A 14,936-nucleotide genomic window follows, 5' to 3' on the forward strand; every position below is an offset into this window, starting at 1 on the left:
TTGCAGGAAGATTTCAGGAGCGAGCGCGCACAGCCGCCGGTCACCCCTTCATGAAAAATATTTCCACAAGGAAATTATTTGAATGAACGAGGTCTTTGACCGGTGCGGCTACAGGATGTTCAACCGATGAGAAAATGCGCCGCATCCCTCGGCTGCCGAGGGATGCGGCTGGCGGGGAAAGAAGCGTCAGCCGTTGTTGACGACCAGCCGGGTCTGGTCCTTGCCGAAACGCTGCACGATGGACTGGGCAATGCCATCGGCATCCAGCCCGCATTGCGCCAGCAGTTGTGCGGCATCACCGTGATCGATGAAGCGGTCCGGCAGGCCCAGGTGCAGCACCGGCTTGTTGATGCCGGCTGCGGCCAGTGCTTCGGAGACTGCCGCACCGGCGCCGCCCATGATGCAGCCCTCTTCCACCGTGACCAGCGCATCGTGGGAGGCGGCCAGTTGTTTGACCAGCTCCACGTCCAGCGGCTTGATGAAGCGCATGTTGGCCACCGTGGCATTGAGCTTGTCGCCCGCGCTCAGGGCGGGTGCCAGCAGGCTGCCGAAAGCCAGGATGGCGACATCCTGGCCCTGGCGGCGAATTTCGCCACGGCCCAGCGGCAGGGTCTCCAAGGTCTTCTCCACTGCCGCACCCACGCCTGCACCGCGCGGATAACGCACTGCGGCCGGGCCGGGATACTGATAGGCCGTGGAGAGCATCTTGCGGCACTCGTTCTCGTCGGAAGCGGCCATCACCACCATGTTGGGAATGCAGCGCAGGAAGGCCAGGTCATAGTTGCCGGCGTGGGTAGCACCATCGGCACCGACCAGACCGGCGCGGTCCAGGGCGAAGGTCACGTCCAGGTTCTGCAGGGCCACGTCATGGATCAACTGGTCGTAGGCGCGTTGCAGGAAGGTCGAGTAGATCGCCACCACCGGCTTCATGCCCTCGCAGGCCATGCCGGCGGCGAAGGTGACGGCGTGCTGTTCGGCGATGCCGACGTCGTAATAACGTTTCGGGAAGGTCTTCTCAAAGCCCACCATGCCCGAGCCCTCGCGCATGGCCGGGGTGATGCCGACCAGTTTTTCATCGGCGGCGGCCATGTCGCACAGCCATTGACCGAAGACCTGGGTATAGGTCAGCTTGCCGCCCGCGCTGGGCTTGATGCCTTCGCTGGGATTGAATTTGCCGGGACCGTGATAGAGCACCGGATCGGCCTCGGCCAGCTTGTAGCCTTGTCCCTTCTTGGTGACCACGTGCAGGAACTGCGGTCCCTTGAGCTGCTTCAGGTTCTGCAGCGTGGGGATGAGCGAATCGAGATCATGGCCATCGATGGGGCCGATGTAGTTGAAGCCGAATTCCTCGAACATGGTGGCCGGAACCACCATGCCCTTGGCGTGTTCTTCCAGACGCTTGGCCAGCTCCAGCACCGGGCCGGGCAGCACCGACTTGCCCACGTCGCGCGCCTTTGCGTAGAACTTGCCCGACATCAGGCGCGCCAGGTAGCGATTGAGCGCGCCCACCGGCGGCGAGATCGACATGTCATTGTCGTTGAGGATCACCAGCAGGTTGATATCCTCATGCACGCCCGCATTGTTGAGCGCTTCGAAAGCCATGCCGGCGGTCATGGCGCCGTCGCCGATGACGGCAATCGCATGGCGGTCCGAACCCTGCGTCCTGGCCGCCAGCGCCATGCCCAGCGCGGCCGAGATGGAGGTCGAGGAATGCGCCGTGCCGAAGGTGTCGTATTGGCTTTCGATACGGCGCGGGAAGCCCGAGATGCCTTCCTGCTGGCGCAGCGTATCCATGCGGTCACGACGGCCGGTGAGGATCTTGTGCGGATAAGTCTGATGACCCACGTCCCAGACGATGCGGTCTTCAGGGGTGTTGAAGACGTAATGCAGCGCGATGGTCAGCTCGACCGTGCCCAGGTTCGAAGACAAGTGGCCGCCGGTCTTGGAGACCGAGTCCAGCAGGAAACCGCGCAGCTCTTCGGCCAGCGGCTTCAATTGAGGGCGGGACAGACGGCGCAGGTCGGCCGGGTCGTTGATGGTAGTGAGGAGCATCTGTTCTTACCGTGTTGGGATCTGAAGCCCGCGCCTGGCACATGCCGCGCGGTCCGTCTTCATGCCTGGGTTGTGTCGGTGATCGGGTCGCTCAAGTCTTTCTCTGCACGATCAGGTCGGCCAGCTCGCGCAGGCGGCGCGCCTTCTCGCCAAAGGGCAGCAGCGCCGCATGCGCGTTGCCGCGCAGTTTCTCGGCCAGCGCCTGAGATTCGGCCAGGCCCAGGATCGAGACATAGGTCGGCTTGTTGTCGGCCGCATCCTTGCCCGCCGTCTTGCCCAGCGTGGCCGAGTCGGCGGTGGCATCAAGGATGTCATCAACCACCTGAAAAGCCAGGCCGATGGCGCGCGCATACTCGTCCAGCGCGGCGCTCTCGTCGGCCGTCAGGGCCTTGCCGCCCAGCGCGCCCAGCAGCACGGCTGCGCGCAGCAGGGCACCGGTCTTGAGGCGGTGCATCTGTTCCAGTTCGGCCAGTGACAGGGTCATGCCGACGCTGGCCAGGTCAATCGCCTGGCCGCCGCACATGCCCACCGAACCGGCCGCCTGGGCCAGCAGGTTGACCATGCGCAGCTGGCGCGCCGAAAGACCGGGATCGTGCTGGCCGAGTTCGGCCTCCAGCGGCGCCGACAGAGTCTCGAAAGCCTGTGCCTGCAGGGCATCACCGACCAGCAGCGCAGTCGCTTCGTCGTACTGCACGTGCACGGTAGGCTTGCCGCGGCGCAGGGCATCGTCATCCATGCAGGGCATGTCGTCATGCACCAGCGAATAGACGTGGATCATCTCGACTGCAGCCGCAGCCCGGTCCAGCAGCACGCGCGGCGTGGCGAAGATGTCTCCGGCCGCGTAGACCAGCAGCGGGCGCACCCGCTTGCCGCCCTCCATGGCAGTGTAGCGCATGGCTTCATGCAGGCGCGCCGGCACTACCGAAGTCGGCGCCAGGAAGCGGTCCAGCACGTCTTCCATGCCACCCTGCACCTGACCAGTCCAGTCGGCAAAAGCTAGCGGGGCCTGCGCGCTGGCGGCCGGCATCTGTGCATTCATCAATCGTCCCCGGCGGAAGCGTCCGCTGCGTTGAAGGGCTTGAGCATGTCGCCCTCGAGCAGCTTGACCTGGCTGTCCACCTTCTCGAGCTGACCGGCACAGAACTTGACCAGTTCGGAACCGCGCTTGTAGGCGGCCACCGAAGCTTCCAGCGGCAGCTCGCCGGCTTCCATGCGGGCCACGAGCTGTTCCAGCTCCATCATCGCGTCCTCGAAGGAGACAGGCAGGGCCCCGGCCGCCGCAGAGGCAGCAGCAGAGGATGCAGCAGCAGAGGTTCTAGGCATATCGACCCATTCAAAAATTCAGCCGGGTATTTTAGAACAAACCGGCGATCCCCAAGTCAATGAAGGGCGTGGAAATGTCGGTGCATTTCGAGCCGAGCTTGTAAATTCGGCCAATTTACTGGCATTTTGGCCACAAAACCCGGCCCCTTATGGGGGTTTTATGGCATAATCCACGGTTCTGTCCAAAATTTCCTCTTCATATTATTTGAACACAGGTTTTTGCGGATTTTCTTCCTTAGGTTGGTGCAAATTAATTTGGGGGCGGAAATGTCCGATCTTGCTACTTTTGCCAAATTGGCGCGTTCAAACGCGCAACTTCCAGTCCACGTCTACTTCGACGAACCGCTCCATCAGCGGGAACTGAAACAACTCTTCCAGCAAGGACCTCGTTACGTCGGCCATGAGCTGATGGTGCCCGAAGCGGGTGACTATGCCACGCTGCCGTGGGAAAACGAAGGCCGCATGCTGGTGCGCAATGCGCAGGGTATTGAACTGCTGTCCAACGTGTGCCGTCACCGCCAGGCCAAGATGCTCGATGGTCGCGGCCATGCTGCCAACATCGTCTGTCCCCTGCATCGCTGGACCTACGATCTGAAGGGCGAACTGATCGGCGCGCCGCATTTCGGCGAGACGCCGTGCATGAACCTGTCCAAGACTGCGCTGCAAAGCTGGAACGGGCTGCTGTTCGAGAACAACGGCGTCAACATCGCCGACAAGCTCAAACACCTGGGTGTGACGCGCGATCTGGATTTCTCGGGCTATCTGTACGACCACACCGAAGTGCACGAGTGCGACTACAACTGGAAGACCTTCATTGAGGTCTATCTGGAGGATTACCACGTCGAGCCCTTCCATCCTGGCCTGGGCAACTTCGTGAGCTGCTCCGATCTGAAGTGGGAATTCGGCCGCGACTACAGCGTCCAGACCGTGGGCGTGAACCACGGTCTGATCAAGTCCGGCTCGCCCACCTACGCCAAGTGGCAGGAAAAGCTGCTGCAGTTCTCCAACGGCAAGCCGCCCAAGTACGGCGCCATCTGGTTGACGCTCTACCCCAACATCATGGTGGAGTGGTATCCGCACGTGCTGGTGGTGTCCACGCTCTGGCCGACCGGTCCGCAGAAGACCACCAATGTGGTGGAGTTCTACTATCCGGAAGAGATCGCCCTCTTCGAACGCGAACTGGTGCAAGCCGAGCGCGCCGCCTACATGGAGACCTGCGTCGAGGATGACGAGATCGCCCAGCGCATGGATGCCGGTCGTCGTATACTGATGGATCGCGGCACCAGCGAAGTCGGTCCCTACCAGTCGCCCATGGAAGACGGCATGCAGCACTTCCACGAGTGGTATCGCCAGCAGCTGGACGTGCCGCAGGGAACCAGCACACCATAACCAGGCCCACAGGCCGCGCAGGGGGAAAGCAGATGCAGGCAACGCGGCAAGCTCACGACGGACGCAATCTGCGTCGTCATTGTCCGCCGCCCTCGCCCGACCTCTGCTCCTGCTGCACAACGGCAGCCCCGGTTCACGCCGGGGCTGCCGTTTTCTTTGGCACCGGCGCCTGCCCGGCTCTTACTGCCTGTGCCTTGCTCCTTCTCCCCTCACTCTACTGAACCGCCGCCATGCAATCGCTCTGGATGCTCGTTGCCTCATTCCTCTTTGCCGTCATGGGTGCGTGCGTCAAGCTCGCCAGCAGTTACTACTCGACGTCGGAGATCGTGCTCTGCCGGGGCGTGATCGGCGTGCTCTTTATCCTCGGTCTGATCCGTGTGCGCGGCGGCACGCTGCGCACCCCCTTCCCGCGCGATCACTTCATCCGCGGCGGCGTGGGCGTGATCTCGTTGTGGATGTGGTTCTACTCGTTCAGCCTGCTGCCGGTGGCGACGGCGACGACGCTGAACTACATGTCCTCGATCTGGATCGCGGTGATGCTGTTCGTGGCCGGCTGGTGGCAGGGACAGAAGAAATTTGAATGGGGACTGGCCGGCACGGTGGCGCTGAGCTTCCTGGGCGTGGCACTCTTGATGCGGCCTTCGCTCAATGCCGAGCAGTTGCTGGGCGGTGCCATCTCGCTGGCCTCCGGCGTGCTCTCGGCACTGGTGTACCTGCAGGTGCGCAAGCTGGGACTGCTGGGGGAACCGGAGTACCGCGTGGTGTTCTACTTTTCTGCCACCGGCGTTCTGGCCGGTCTGATCGGTAGCGTGGTGACCGGCCGCGTACCGCTATGGCACAGCCATTCCTGGATCGGTGCACTGCTGGTGCTCATGATAGGCTTGACGGCCACCACCGCGCAGATTGCCATGACGCGCGCCTACCGGCTCGGCAATACGCTGGTCACCGCCAACCTGCAATACACCGGCATCGTCTTCTCCAGCCTCTTCGGGGTGCTGATCTGGGGCGACGCGCCGGGCTGGATCGGCTGGCTGGGCATGGCCATCATCCTGGCCAGCGGCATGTTGGCCACCTATCGCAACCAGCGCAAGACTCAGGCGCTGGCCAGGAACGTTCCCAAGGTGGACCCGATCGCCACCGAAGTCTGAATCACCGAATCCTGCCCGTCTGCAGGGCCTATGAACAAAAGGAGAGCCTCATGACCTATCAGACCCTCATCAGCGCCAGCGAGCTGAAGTCGCGCGCGCAATATCTGAACATTGTTGTCGTGGATTGCCGTCACGACCTGAGCAACCCCGCCTTCGGCCGCGAAGCCTACGCTGCCGGCCACCTGCCGCAGGCACGCTTTGCCCATCTGGATGAGTTGCTCTCCGGTCCCAAGACCGATGCCGCCGGGCGCTTCCACGGTCGCCATCCGCTGCCGGACCGTCAGCAGTTCGTGCAGGCCATGCGCGAGCTGGGCATCAACAACGACACCCAGGTGGTGGCCTATGACGCCCAAGGCGGCATGTATGCCGCGCGCCTGTGGTGGCTGCTGCGCTGGATCGGCCATAGCGACGTGGCCGTACTCGATGGCGGCATGGCGGCCTGGCAGGCACTGGGCGAGACCCTCACCAGCGAGATACCTGGACCGGCGATGCCCGGCAACATCCAGGATCTCTCATCGCTGGTAAAGACGGTGGATGCGCAAACCCTGCTGGACAATCTCAAGAGTCAGACGCTGCAGGTGGTCGATGCACGCGCACCGGACCGCTTCCGCGGCGAGAACGAAACCATCGATGCCGTGGGCGGCCATATCCCGGGCGCGAAGAATCGCTTCTTCAAGGACAACCTGCAAGCCGATGGCCACTTCAAGAGTGCCGCGCAATTGCGCGAGGAATGGCTGTCGGTGCTGGGTGACCCGCAGGCCGCAGTGATGCAGTGCGGCTCGGGCGTGACAGCCTGCCACAACCTGCTGGCGCTGGAAGTGGCGGGCTTGCCGGGGGCGCATTTGTATCCTGGCTCGTGGAGCGAATGGAGTTCCGATCCGCAGCGCCCGGTGGCCACCGGCCACTGACAGGCGCAGCCAGCGGTCCCTGGCGAACGTGTGCCTGGTGCGAACGCCGAAGCAGGCGCCGCTGGCCAGCCCAAGACCACTATCGTACGTTGGCAGCCGCCGCGCCGTCATCGACGCGGCGCGAGCCGGCCAGCAGCAGCGGGTTGATGATGAGCACGATCTGCCCGTCTCCCAGCACGGTGGCACCGACCATGCCGGACAGCGTAGCCACCTGTGGCCCGACCGGCTTGACCACCACTTCGCGGTTGCCGCTGACGTGATCGGCCATGATGACCATCAGTTCATCGCCGTTCTTGATGAGCAAGGCAAAGGCCGAATCCGCTTCACCACTGCCTGGCGGCGACACCGGCGGCGGCTCGTCCAGCAGGCTGTGCAGTGGATGCAGCGCCAGTTGCCGGCCATTGACCTCCAATGCGCGCTGCGCCAACGCCTGGCGCGCCTGTTGGCTGCGCAGCTGGATCACGCTGTCGATGAGGGTGGAGGGGATGGCGTACTGCTGCTGCCCGTGGTGCAGCAGGCAGACCTGCTGCACCGCCAGCGACAGCGGCAGATAGAGCGTGAAGAGCACGCCCTGCCCCGGCCACGAATGCACGGTGATGCGCCCGCCCAGCGCGGCCACTTCGGCGCGCACCACATCCATGCCGATGCCGCGCCCGGCCAGGGCCGAGACCTGAGCGCTGGTGCTGAAGCCGGGTTCGAAGATCAGCTCGGCCAGGCGCGCCTCGCTCCAGTGCTCCACGCCGGGCAGACCACGTTGCAGCGCCTTGCGGCGAATGGCGGCGAGGTCCAGGCCGTGGCCATCGTCGCGCACGCGAATGACGGCTTCATTGCCTTCGTGCCCGGCCTGGATGCGCAGGTGGCCGCTGGTCGGCTTGCCGGCCGCGCGGCGCAAGGGCGCCTCCTCGATGCCGTGTACGGCGGCATTGCGCAGCAGGTGTTCCAATGGCCCCATGAGGCGCTCCAGGATGGCGCGGTCGATCTGCAGGCGGCAGTCCGACAGGTCCAGCGCCAGGGGCTTGCCGGTTTCGGCCGCGACCTGGCGCGCCAGGTGCTGCATGCGAGGCTCCATGCTGTTGAACTTGACCATGCGTGCATGAATAAGCTCCTGTTGCAGCTCACGCGTGGTGCGACCTTGCAGCCGCAGCCCTTCCCGGGTTTTCATCACCCGCTGCAACAACTGCTTCTGGCGCGCCATGGCGGCCGCCAGGGCTGCTTCCATGACCTGGGCCAGCTCGCTCAGGCCTGCGCTGGCGTCACCTCGGGGGACCAGGCTGCCCTGCTCCCAGCCGCGCTGCCAGCGCCGCAACTGCCGGGCCAGGGAGTCCAGTTCTTCACCCAGTACGCGGGCATCGCCCTGCAGGGCGCCTATTTCATTGTCCAACTGGGCGCGGCTGATCGACACTTCACCCACCTGGTTCAGCAGCCTGTCCAGCACGGTGGTGCGGATACGTACCAGCGGCGCAGTCAGCCGTCCCTCGGCGGCCTTGCTGCCCGGCGCGGGGGCGGGCATGATCGCGCTGGTGGCAGCACCGGGCAGGGCAACCAGGCCCTGTTCCAGGATGCTGAAATGTTCTACCGCCTGGTCATACAGGGCCAGCAAGGCAGCCACGCTGCGCGGCGCAGGACTACCGGGGCTGCCCAGCCGTTGCAAGGCGCCTTCCATGTCATGCAGGCAGCGGCTCAGGTGCAGTGCCCCCACCATGCGCGCGCTGCCCTTGAGCGTATGCAGGGGACGCGCCAGTTCGGCCAGCAGACTGCTCTCGACGGCATCGGGATGCTCGCCCTCGGGCAGCACCAGCAAGGTCTCGCCGATGCCGGCGATGAGCTCTTGCGCCTCCTCCAGGAACACCGGCAGCAGCACCGGATCGATGACTTCGGGCGGCAAGCGGGTCGCCGGCGTCAAGGCTCCGTCCAACTGGGCTGACAGGGTCTGGATGCCGGCTTCGATGAGATCTTGCAGGCCCGCCTGCACGCCAGCCTCGCTGCAGTGCTGCAGCTGTTGCAGCAGGCCCGAGGCCGACTCGGCAAAGACGCTGGCGCCGCTGTTGGCGGCGTAATCGCGCAGCGCCGCCAGCGTACGCAAGACCAGGGCGGGCAGTCGCGGCGCACCGTCTCCCTGACCGAGGCGGGCGGCCCAGGCGGCGCTTTGCTGGCGCACGATCACCAGCAGCGGACGCAAGGTCTCGCGCAAGCGTTCGTCAACGCCGCCCGGGCGTACGTCGGCTGAGGTGACGATCGAGGCAGGGCACTGGGCGGCTGGCATGTCGTGTCCGGTGATCATGGGCGGCAATCGGGGTCAAGTCACCTTGATGCGGAAGCGCGAGACCGAGCTTTCCAGCTGGCGGGCGGCATCCCACAATTCTTCATACAGCGTGGACACCTGCTCGCGGCTCTGCTCGATGATGTCGTTCTCGCGCAGGATGCCCTGGATCTGCTGGGCCACCCCATTGGCCGACACCGCCTGCCCGCGGGTGGATACGGCCATGCCCTGGATCAGTTCGGCCAGGCGCTTGGAGACGCTGCGGATATCGGCCAGGGCACTGCCGGCTGCATCCGACAGCACGGCACCATCAGTGACACCGGTGGTGGATTTTTCCATCGCCACCACCACGTCGCGGGTATCGGCCTGGATCATCCTGACCAGCGCGCCGATTTCGCGCGTGGCGGCACTGGAGCGCTCGGCCAGGTGCTGCACTTCCTCGGCCACCACCGAGAAGCCGCGCCCGGCCTCGCCTGCCGAGGCGGCCTGGATGGCGGCATTGAGCGCGAGCACATTGGTGCGCTCGGTAATGTCGGAAATGAGCTCGGTGATCTCCCCGATCATCTGCGACGAGGCTCCCAAGCGCTTGATGCGCTCGGAGGTCTCGCGGATCTGCTCTCCGATGCCGTCCATGGCCTTGACCGCATCTTCCACCGCGCGCGCGCCACGCTCGGCCACCACCACGGCGTGGCGGGCGACATCGGCGGATTCGTCGGCCGAGACCGAGATACCGGTGATGTGATTGGACATTTCCAGCATGGCCTGGGCGATGCGCTGGATGCGCCGCGCCTGGGCCCGCGCGGCGGCGCCCAGCTCGGTGGTGGTGCCGCGCACATGTTCGGAACTGTGCGCCACCTTGGCGGCCATCTGCGTGACCTGCTCGACCAGACCGCGCAGGGCTTCGACGGTGTAGTTGACGGAATCGGCGATGGCTCCGGTGACATCGTCCGATACCGTGGTATGCACCGTCAGGTCGCCATCGGCCACGCGCTGCAGCTCGGTCATCAGGCGCAGCACGGCAGCCTGGGTCAGGTGGTTGGCGCGCATGGCCTTTTCTTCTTCCTGCTGGGCCAGCTGACGCTGCAGCTCGGCCTCCTGGCGCCGCAGCTCGGCGGCGGCGGCGTTGTTGCGGCTGCTCTGCAACTGCACCAGGGCAATCCCGATGGCACTCAAGAGTGCCAGCGCCATCGCGCAGAGCACCGCCCAGAAGGTCCAGGAACGCGCTTTCAGGGCCACCCGGTAGGCTTCCTGCAGGTCGGTCAGATGGCGCTTGAGGGTCTCGTTTTCAGTGAAGACCAGCTGCTCGGAACGCTTGGCCGCGATGAAATTCTGCAGATTGCCCAGAATGCCGGTGACCTGCGGCTGGTAATCGCCGAAGACCCGCGTGAGGTCCTGCAGCTTGGTACGCAGGTCGGGATCGCTGGCAGCCCGCAGGCGCAGCATGTCGTTGCCCTCCAACAGACTCTTGAGCAGATCGCCGAAGGCGGTGATGTCCTTGCCGAGCATGAAGGCGGTTTCGGCGTTGACGCCATCGGAGGTAAGGAACTCATTGGAGCTGCGACCCAGGCGCAGGGTCAGCATCACCAGCTGGCTGGCAGCGGTCATCTCGCGCGTGGTCGGGCGGCCCTGGGACTGCAGCATGGCGATCTGCTCGCTCAGGTCCAGCATGACCGGCAGCAGTTCGTTGAGCCGCTTCAGGGTGGTGCCGAACCCGGTCAGTTCCCTTTCCATGCCGAGGATGGTCTCGGCCGCCAGGTCGGTACGGCGCCACAGACGTGCCACGTTCTCCAGCGCCGGCTTGAGGGCAGGATCAGGCAGGCCGATATTTTGTCCCTGGTAGGGCCCGCCGCTGCTGAGCAACAGCAGCCCGCGATTGAATTCGAGACGGCTCTGCGCCAGTTGCACAAAGGCCTGTGGATTGCCCTGTATGGCATTGGGCACGGCCTTGCCGATACGCTGGGAGTGCATCACCAGGTCCGATGCCAGGTTGGTCTGCAGGGTGGCCAGCAGATACAGGCGCGCTCCCAGCCACATGAACAGGCACAGCGCGGCCAGCGACAGCGCCAGCACGCCCAGCAGCACCCGGGTCTGGGTGCGCAGTGAATAACGATGCAGCCAGGGCAGGCGCAGACCGCTGCCAGGCGGCACGGCAGGCCGCCTGGCCTCGGCCACGGCATTCTTTTTCGACAGAGACGGCAAGGTCGGTTCCATGGCCGGTGTTCCTATTCCCTCTTGGCAGATCTCGAAGATCTTTCGGATTTCTCAGGTATTTCAGGTATTCGTATTGCGCGCACTGCTGATCCGGCGGCCCGCTGCTAGCGGCCGATCTGCAGGAAACGGCTATCCTGGATCAACTGCGACAGGTCCAATTCATCCCATTGCTGACCACTGTTGTCTTTATAACGTCCGTTGATGCCCGGTAACGCGATTTCCGTCTCGAAGTTTTTCGATATTCGCGTCATTTCTGTGATGTCTCGCAGGCCCAGGACGCGTGAGAGCAGCAAAGCGCAATGGGGCGCCAGGCCATCGGCCAGCAGCAAGGCATGACTACCGCGCCCGATTTCCTGCAATGCGGCCTCGGCCAGTCCCATGAGGTCAGCCAGGCCGATGAGACTGCCGCGGATGTTGAGCAGACCGAGAAACCACGCCTGCGTGGCCGGGACGGGCGTGACGGGCAGGCCGGCCAGCGGGACGATCTCGCCGGCCTGGGCCAGCGGTATCAGATAGTGCTGCTCGCCCATGGCCACCGCCAGGCGGCGCGAGCGCATGCTTTCATTGTCGGACGCGGCCATGCGCGTGATCAGCGAGGCCTGGAACTGCTCCAGCCCCTCGCGCTCCTGCAGGCCGGGCGAGTCGCAGACGGGGGCTGCATCGATGACGAAATCCTTGGTGTGTGGCATACCAGCCTCATGTGACAGTTGGAAAAGGCCATGTCATCCGGCACGCCCGGCATGGGCGATGCGCACGCACGCCATACCGCTCCGGCGGCGCGATGGCGTGGCTGGACTCAATGACAAGACCGTTGGGGGAGGTTGCCTCACGGCGGACGGGCGGACATCTGTGCGTCCTGTTTCCGGTCACGCAGGCAAAGCTGGTACTGGAGGAGATTTTACCCAGAAAAGTTCACCGTTTTTCCAGCGGGCAAAGGGCCTGCACCACCAGGCAGAAAAAATGATGGGAAAACGAGACGAACCCGTGAGATTGGGAGAGTTTGATCCACATCAAATCCCGCCCGGCAGGAAAAAAGGGAGGGTATACGGCGCCTCTTCGGGTGAAGGAGACGCCGCCAACGCAGCGCCAGGAACCTGGCGCCGGTGCGCGTTGCCGAAACCGTCGGCGGCGGTCATTGCGTTCAGGCGGCGATCAGATCGCCACCATCTCGAAATCTTCCTTGCGGGCGCCGCATTCCGGGCAGGTCCAGTTGATGGGCACATCGTCCCAGCGGGTGCCTGGGGCGATGCCTTCTTCGGGCAGGCCTGCTTCTTCGTCGTAGATCCAACCACAGATCAGGCACATCCAGGTTTTGAATTCGGTTTGGCTGCTATTCGTCACGGCTGACTATCCCTAAAATCAATCAAGTAAAATGCTAAGTCAGCTATCTTAATCTACTCGACGTGCAAAACCAAACTCCTCCCCTCATCCTCAGCTTCGGCGCCGCCGATCCGGTCGGCGCCACGGGCGTGCAGGCCGATCTCGCCACTTTCGCCGCCATGGGCTGCCACGGTTTGTCGGTGGTGACGGCTTTGCTCATCGGCGACACCGCCCGCGTCGAAGACGTGCAGGTGGTCGACGTGGACTGGGTCGCCGACCAGGCCCGCGTGATCCTCGAAGACATGGCCGTGGCCGCCTTCAAGGTGGGCGCCCTGGGCAGTATCGAGAACATCTCGGTGATTGCCGAGATCGTCTCCGACTACCCCGACGTTCCGCTGATCCTGGACCCGTTCATCAGCGCCCTGGCCAATCAGGAGGACGAGGATGACCGCCTGATTGCCATCCGCGAACTGCTGATCCCGCAAGCCACCGTACTGATCTGCTCGGCCGGCGAGCTTACCCGCCTGGCCGAGACCTGGCGCGAATCGGTGCCGGGCGATGCGCTCGAACTGGACGCCATGCACATCATCGAGATGGGCTGCGAATACCTGCTGGTGACCAATACCCAGACCGACCTGCAGGAAGTAGCCAATTCGCTCTTCGACGAATCCGGCCTGGTGCGCCAGGATGCCTGGCCGCGCCTGCCCGGCTCCTTCGTCGGTGCCGGCAGCACGCTCTCGGGCGCCATGGCGGCCATGCTGGCCAATGACCTGGAAGTGCCGCTGGCAGCCTCCGAGGCGCAGGAGTTCACCCTGGCCGCGCTGGCCAATGCCCAGCGCATCGGCATGGGCAAGCTGCTGCCCGACCGCTATTTCTGGGCGCGCGAATCGGAGGATCCCGCCGATCTGGACGCGCCGCCCTCCATCAACTGATCTGATCCACGAATCCGGACTCGACTCCGCAAGCTCATGACCAAGACCAATGCAACCCTGTTCGCCCGCGCCCAGCAAAGTACGCCGGGCGGCGTCAACTCCCCGGTACGTGCCTTCCGCTCGGTAGGCGGCACCCCGCGCTTCATCGAACGCGCCGAAGGCCCCTGGTTCTGGGATGCCGAAGGCCAGCGCTACATCGACTACATCGGCTCCTGGGGCCCGGCCATCGTCGGCCACGCCCATCCGGAAGTGGTCAAGGCGGTGCAGCTGGCGGCCGCGCGCGGCCTGTCCTTTGGCGCGCCGACCGAGGCCGAGATCGAGATGGCCGAGGAAATCATCAAGCTGGTCCCCTCCATCGAACAGATCCGCCTGGTCTCCTCCGGCACCGAAGCCACCATGAGCGCGCTGCGCCTGGCCCGTGGTGCCACCGGTCGCGACAAGATCATCAAGTTCGAAGGCTGCTATCACGGCCACGCCGATTCCCTGCTGGTCAAGGCCGGCAGCGGCCTGCTGACCTTCGGCAATCCGACCTCGGCCGGGGTGCCGGAAGATTTCGCCAAGCACACCCTGGTGCTGGACTACAACAATGCCCAGCAGCTGGAAGAAGCCTTCAAGACTGCCGGCAACGAGATCGCCTGCGTGATCGTGGAGCCGGTGGCCGGCAACATGAACCTGGTGCGGGCCACCGACGAATTCCTGCGCACCATGCGCCGCCTGTGCACCGAATACGGCGCCATCCTGATCTTCGATGAAGTGATGTCCGGTTTCCGCGTGGCCCGTGGCGGCGCCCAGGAATTGAATGGCATCGTCCCCGACCTGACGGCGCTGGGCAAGGTGATCGGCGGCGGCCTGCCGGTGGCGGCCTTCGGCGGTCGTGCCGAGGTGATGAAGCATCTGGCGCCGCTGGGCGGGGTCTATCAGGCAGGTACGCTGTCGGGCAACCCGGTCACCGTGGCGGCCGGCATGGCGACCCTGAAGATCATCCAGCAGCCCGACTTCTACGAACTCCTGGCGGCACAGACCCGCAAGCTGACCGATGGCCTGAGCGCGGCGGCCAAGGCGGCTGGTGTGCGTTTTGCCGCCGATGCGATTGGCGGCATGTTCGGCCTGTACTTCGATACCAAGGTGCCGACCAGCTATGCCGAGGTGATGCAGGGCGACAAGGAGCGCTTCAACCGCTTCTTCCACAAGATGCTGGATGCGGGCGTGTACTTTGCACCGTCGGCCTTCGAGGCTGGCTTCGTATCGGCCCAGCACAGCGATGCCATCATCGAGGAAACCATCGCCGCTGCGGCAAAAGCCTTCACTGACTTGGGGTAAGGCGAACAAGGGCTTTTGCGGCGTCCAGGAACAGACGTCGGGAAGGCCCGCCGGACGGTGGCCCCAGGCCGAT

12 protein-coding genes are annotated in these 14,936 nt (G+C 64.5%); 5 read left to right on the top strand and 7 right to left on the bottom strand.

The window, feature by feature from the left end; genetic code table 11:
* Window positions 1-186: 186 nt before the first annotated feature.
* The 3 genes from dxs to HNO82_RS18360 all read right to left on the bottom strand — a co-directional run bounded on the left by dxs (window position 187) and on the right by HNO82_RS18360 (window position 3,375).
* Window positions 187-2,052 carry a 1-deoxy-D-xylulose-5-phosphate synthase gene (gene dxs / locus HNO82_RS18350; RefSeq protein WP_175344690.1) on the bottom strand — a complete coding sequence of 622 codons (1,866 nt, stop codon included), beginning with the start codon at window positions 2,050-2,052 and terminating at the stop codon, window positions 187-189.
* A 91-nt stretch (window positions 2,053-2,143) separates the two neighbouring features.
* Window positions 2,144-3,091: a polyprenyl synthetase family protein gene (locus HNO82_RS18355; protein WP_034350971.1), complete on the bottom strand. Its 948-nt coding sequence runs from the start codon at window positions 3,089-3,091 to the stop codon at window positions 2,144-2,146.
* Complete coding sequence (locus HNO82_RS18360) at window positions 3,091-3,375, bottom strand: exodeoxyribonuclease VII small subunit (protein WP_175344691.1); 285 nt, start codon at window positions 3,373-3,375, stop codon at window positions 3,091-3,093. Before HNO82_RS18360 ends, HNO82_RS18355 begins: the two co-directional genes overlap by 1 nt.
* 267 nt (window positions 3,376-3,642) lie before the next feature.
* On the opposite strand from HNO82_RS18360, the gene HNO82_RS18365 reads away from it, so the two are divergent.
* From HNO82_RS18365 to HNO82_RS18375, 3 genes are all read left to right on the top strand, one after another.
* Entirely contained in the window at window positions 3,643-4,764 is a 1,122-nt protein-coding gene (locus tag HNO82_RS18365) for an aromatic ring-hydroxylating oxygenase subunit alpha (RefSeq protein ID WP_034350972.1), read from the top strand.
* A gap of 230 nt (window positions 4,765-4,994) precedes the next feature.
* Window positions 4,995-5,912 carry a DMT family transporter gene (locus HNO82_RS18370; protein WP_008331881.1) on the top strand — a complete coding sequence of 306 codons (918 nt, stop codon included), beginning with the start codon at window positions 4,995-4,997 and terminating at the stop codon, window positions 5,910-5,912.
* Between the two features lie 50 nt (window positions 5,913-5,962).
* Window positions 5,963-6,820 (top strand): sulfurtransferase, encoded by an 858-nt coding sequence (locus HNO82_RS18375; protein WP_175344692.1) that lies wholly within the window; start codon window positions 5,963-5,965, stop codon window positions 6,818-6,820.
* 79 nt (window positions 6,821-6,899) lie between these two features.
* Here HNO82_RS18375 and HNO82_RS18380 read toward each other — a convergent pair whose 3' ends face one another.
* The 4 genes from HNO82_RS18380 to HNO82_RS18395 all read right to left on the bottom strand — a co-directional run bounded on the left by HNO82_RS18380 (window position 6,900) and on the right by HNO82_RS18395 (window position 12,596).
* Window positions 6,900-9,083: a chemotaxis protein CheA gene (locus HNO82_RS18380; protein WP_249777044.1), complete on the bottom strand. Its 2,184-nt coding sequence runs from the start codon at window positions 9,081-9,083 to the stop codon at window positions 6,900-6,902.
* Window positions 9,084-9,116: 33 nt separating this feature from the next.
* Complete coding sequence (locus HNO82_RS18385; protein ID WP_175344693.1) at window positions 9,117-11,291, bottom strand: methyl-accepting chemotaxis protein; 2,175 nt, start codon at window positions 11,289-11,291, stop codon at window positions 9,117-9,119.
* 104 nt (window positions 11,292-11,395) lie between these two features.
* Window positions 11,396-11,980, bottom strand: coding sequence for a chemotaxis protein CheW (locus tag HNO82_RS18390; RefSeq protein ID WP_008331889.1), 585 nt, complete (start codon window positions 11,978-11,980; stop codon window positions 11,396-11,398).
* Between the two features lie 463 nt (window positions 11,981-12,443).
* On the bottom strand, window positions 12,444-12,596 hold the full coding sequence (locus HNO82_RS18395) for a rubredoxin (protein ID WP_006461975.1): 153 nt from the start codon (window positions 12,594-12,596) through the stop codon (window positions 12,444-12,446).
* Window positions 12,597-12,694: 98 nt separating this feature from the next.
* On the opposite strand from HNO82_RS18395, the gene thiD reads away from it, so the two are divergent.
* The gene (thiD, locus tag HNO82_RS18400) at window positions 12,695-13,543 is read left to right on the top strand and encodes a bifunctional hydroxymethylpyrimidine kinase/phosphomethylpyrimidine kinase (protein ID WP_175344694.1); all 849 of its coding nucleotides are present in this window, start codon (window positions 12,695-12,697) and stop codon (window positions 13,541-13,543) included.
* Between the two features lie 36 nt (window positions 13,544-13,579).
* Window positions 13,580-14,863, top strand: coding sequence for a glutamate-1-semialdehyde 2,1-aminomutase (gene hemL / locus HNO82_RS18405; RefSeq protein ID WP_175344695.1), 1,284 nt, complete (start codon window positions 13,580-13,582; stop codon window positions 14,861-14,863).
* The last annotated feature ends 73 nt before the right edge of the window (window positions 14,864-14,936 follow it).

Origin of the sequence: Herbaspirillum sp. C9C3, assembly GCF_013359625.1 — a bacterium.
Classification (GTDB): Bacteria; Pseudomonadota; Gammaproteobacteria; order Burkholderiales; family Burkholderiaceae_D; genus Herbaspirillum.

What these genes read in the sequence shown, in the direction of transcription:
- dxs (WP_175344690.1), bottom strand. Translation starts at nt 2,052, where the DNA reads ATGCTCCTCACTACCATCAACGACCCGGCCGACCTGCGCCGTCTGTCC.
- HNO82_RS18355 (WP_034350971.1), bottom strand. Translation starts at nt 3,091, where the DNA reads ATGAATGCACAGATGCCGGCCGCCAGCGCGCAGGCCCCGCTAGCTTTT.
- HNO82_RS18360 (WP_175344691.1), bottom strand. Translation starts at nt 3,375, where the DNA reads ATGCCTAGAACCTCTGCTGCTGCATCCTCTGCTGCTGCCTCTGCGGCG.
- HNO82_RS18365 (WP_034350972.1), top strand. Translation starts at nt 3,643, where the DNA reads ATGTCCGATCTTGCTACTTTTGCCAAATTGGCGCGTTCAAACGCGCAA.
- HNO82_RS18370 (WP_008331881.1), top strand. Translation starts at nt 4,995, where the DNA reads ATGCAATCGCTCTGGATGCTCGTTGCCTCATTCCTCTTTGCCGTCATG.
- HNO82_RS18375 (WP_175344692.1), top strand. Translation starts at nt 5,963, where the DNA reads ATGACCTATCAGACCCTCATCAGCGCCAGCGAGCTGAAGTCGCGCGCG.
- HNO82_RS18380 (WP_249777044.1), bottom strand. Translation starts at nt 9,083, where the DNA reads ATGCCAGCCGCCCAGTGCCCTGCCTCGATCGTCACCTCAGCCGACGTA.
- HNO82_RS18385 (WP_175344693.1), bottom strand. Translation starts at nt 11,291, where the DNA reads ATGGAACCGACCTTGCCGTCTCTGTCGAAAAAGAATGCCGTGGCCGAG.
- HNO82_RS18390 (WP_008331889.1), bottom strand. Translation starts at nt 11,980, where the DNA reads ATGCCACACACCAAGGATTTCGTCATCGATGCAGCCCCCGTCTGCGAC.
- HNO82_RS18395 (WP_006461975.1), bottom strand. Translation starts at nt 12,596, where the DNA reads ATGTGCCTGATCTGTGGTTGGATCTACGACGAAGAAGCAGGCCTGCCC.
- hemL (WP_175344695.1), top strand. Translation starts at nt 13,580, where the DNA reads ATGACCAAGACCAATGCAACCCTGTTCGCCCGCGCCCAGCAAAGTACG.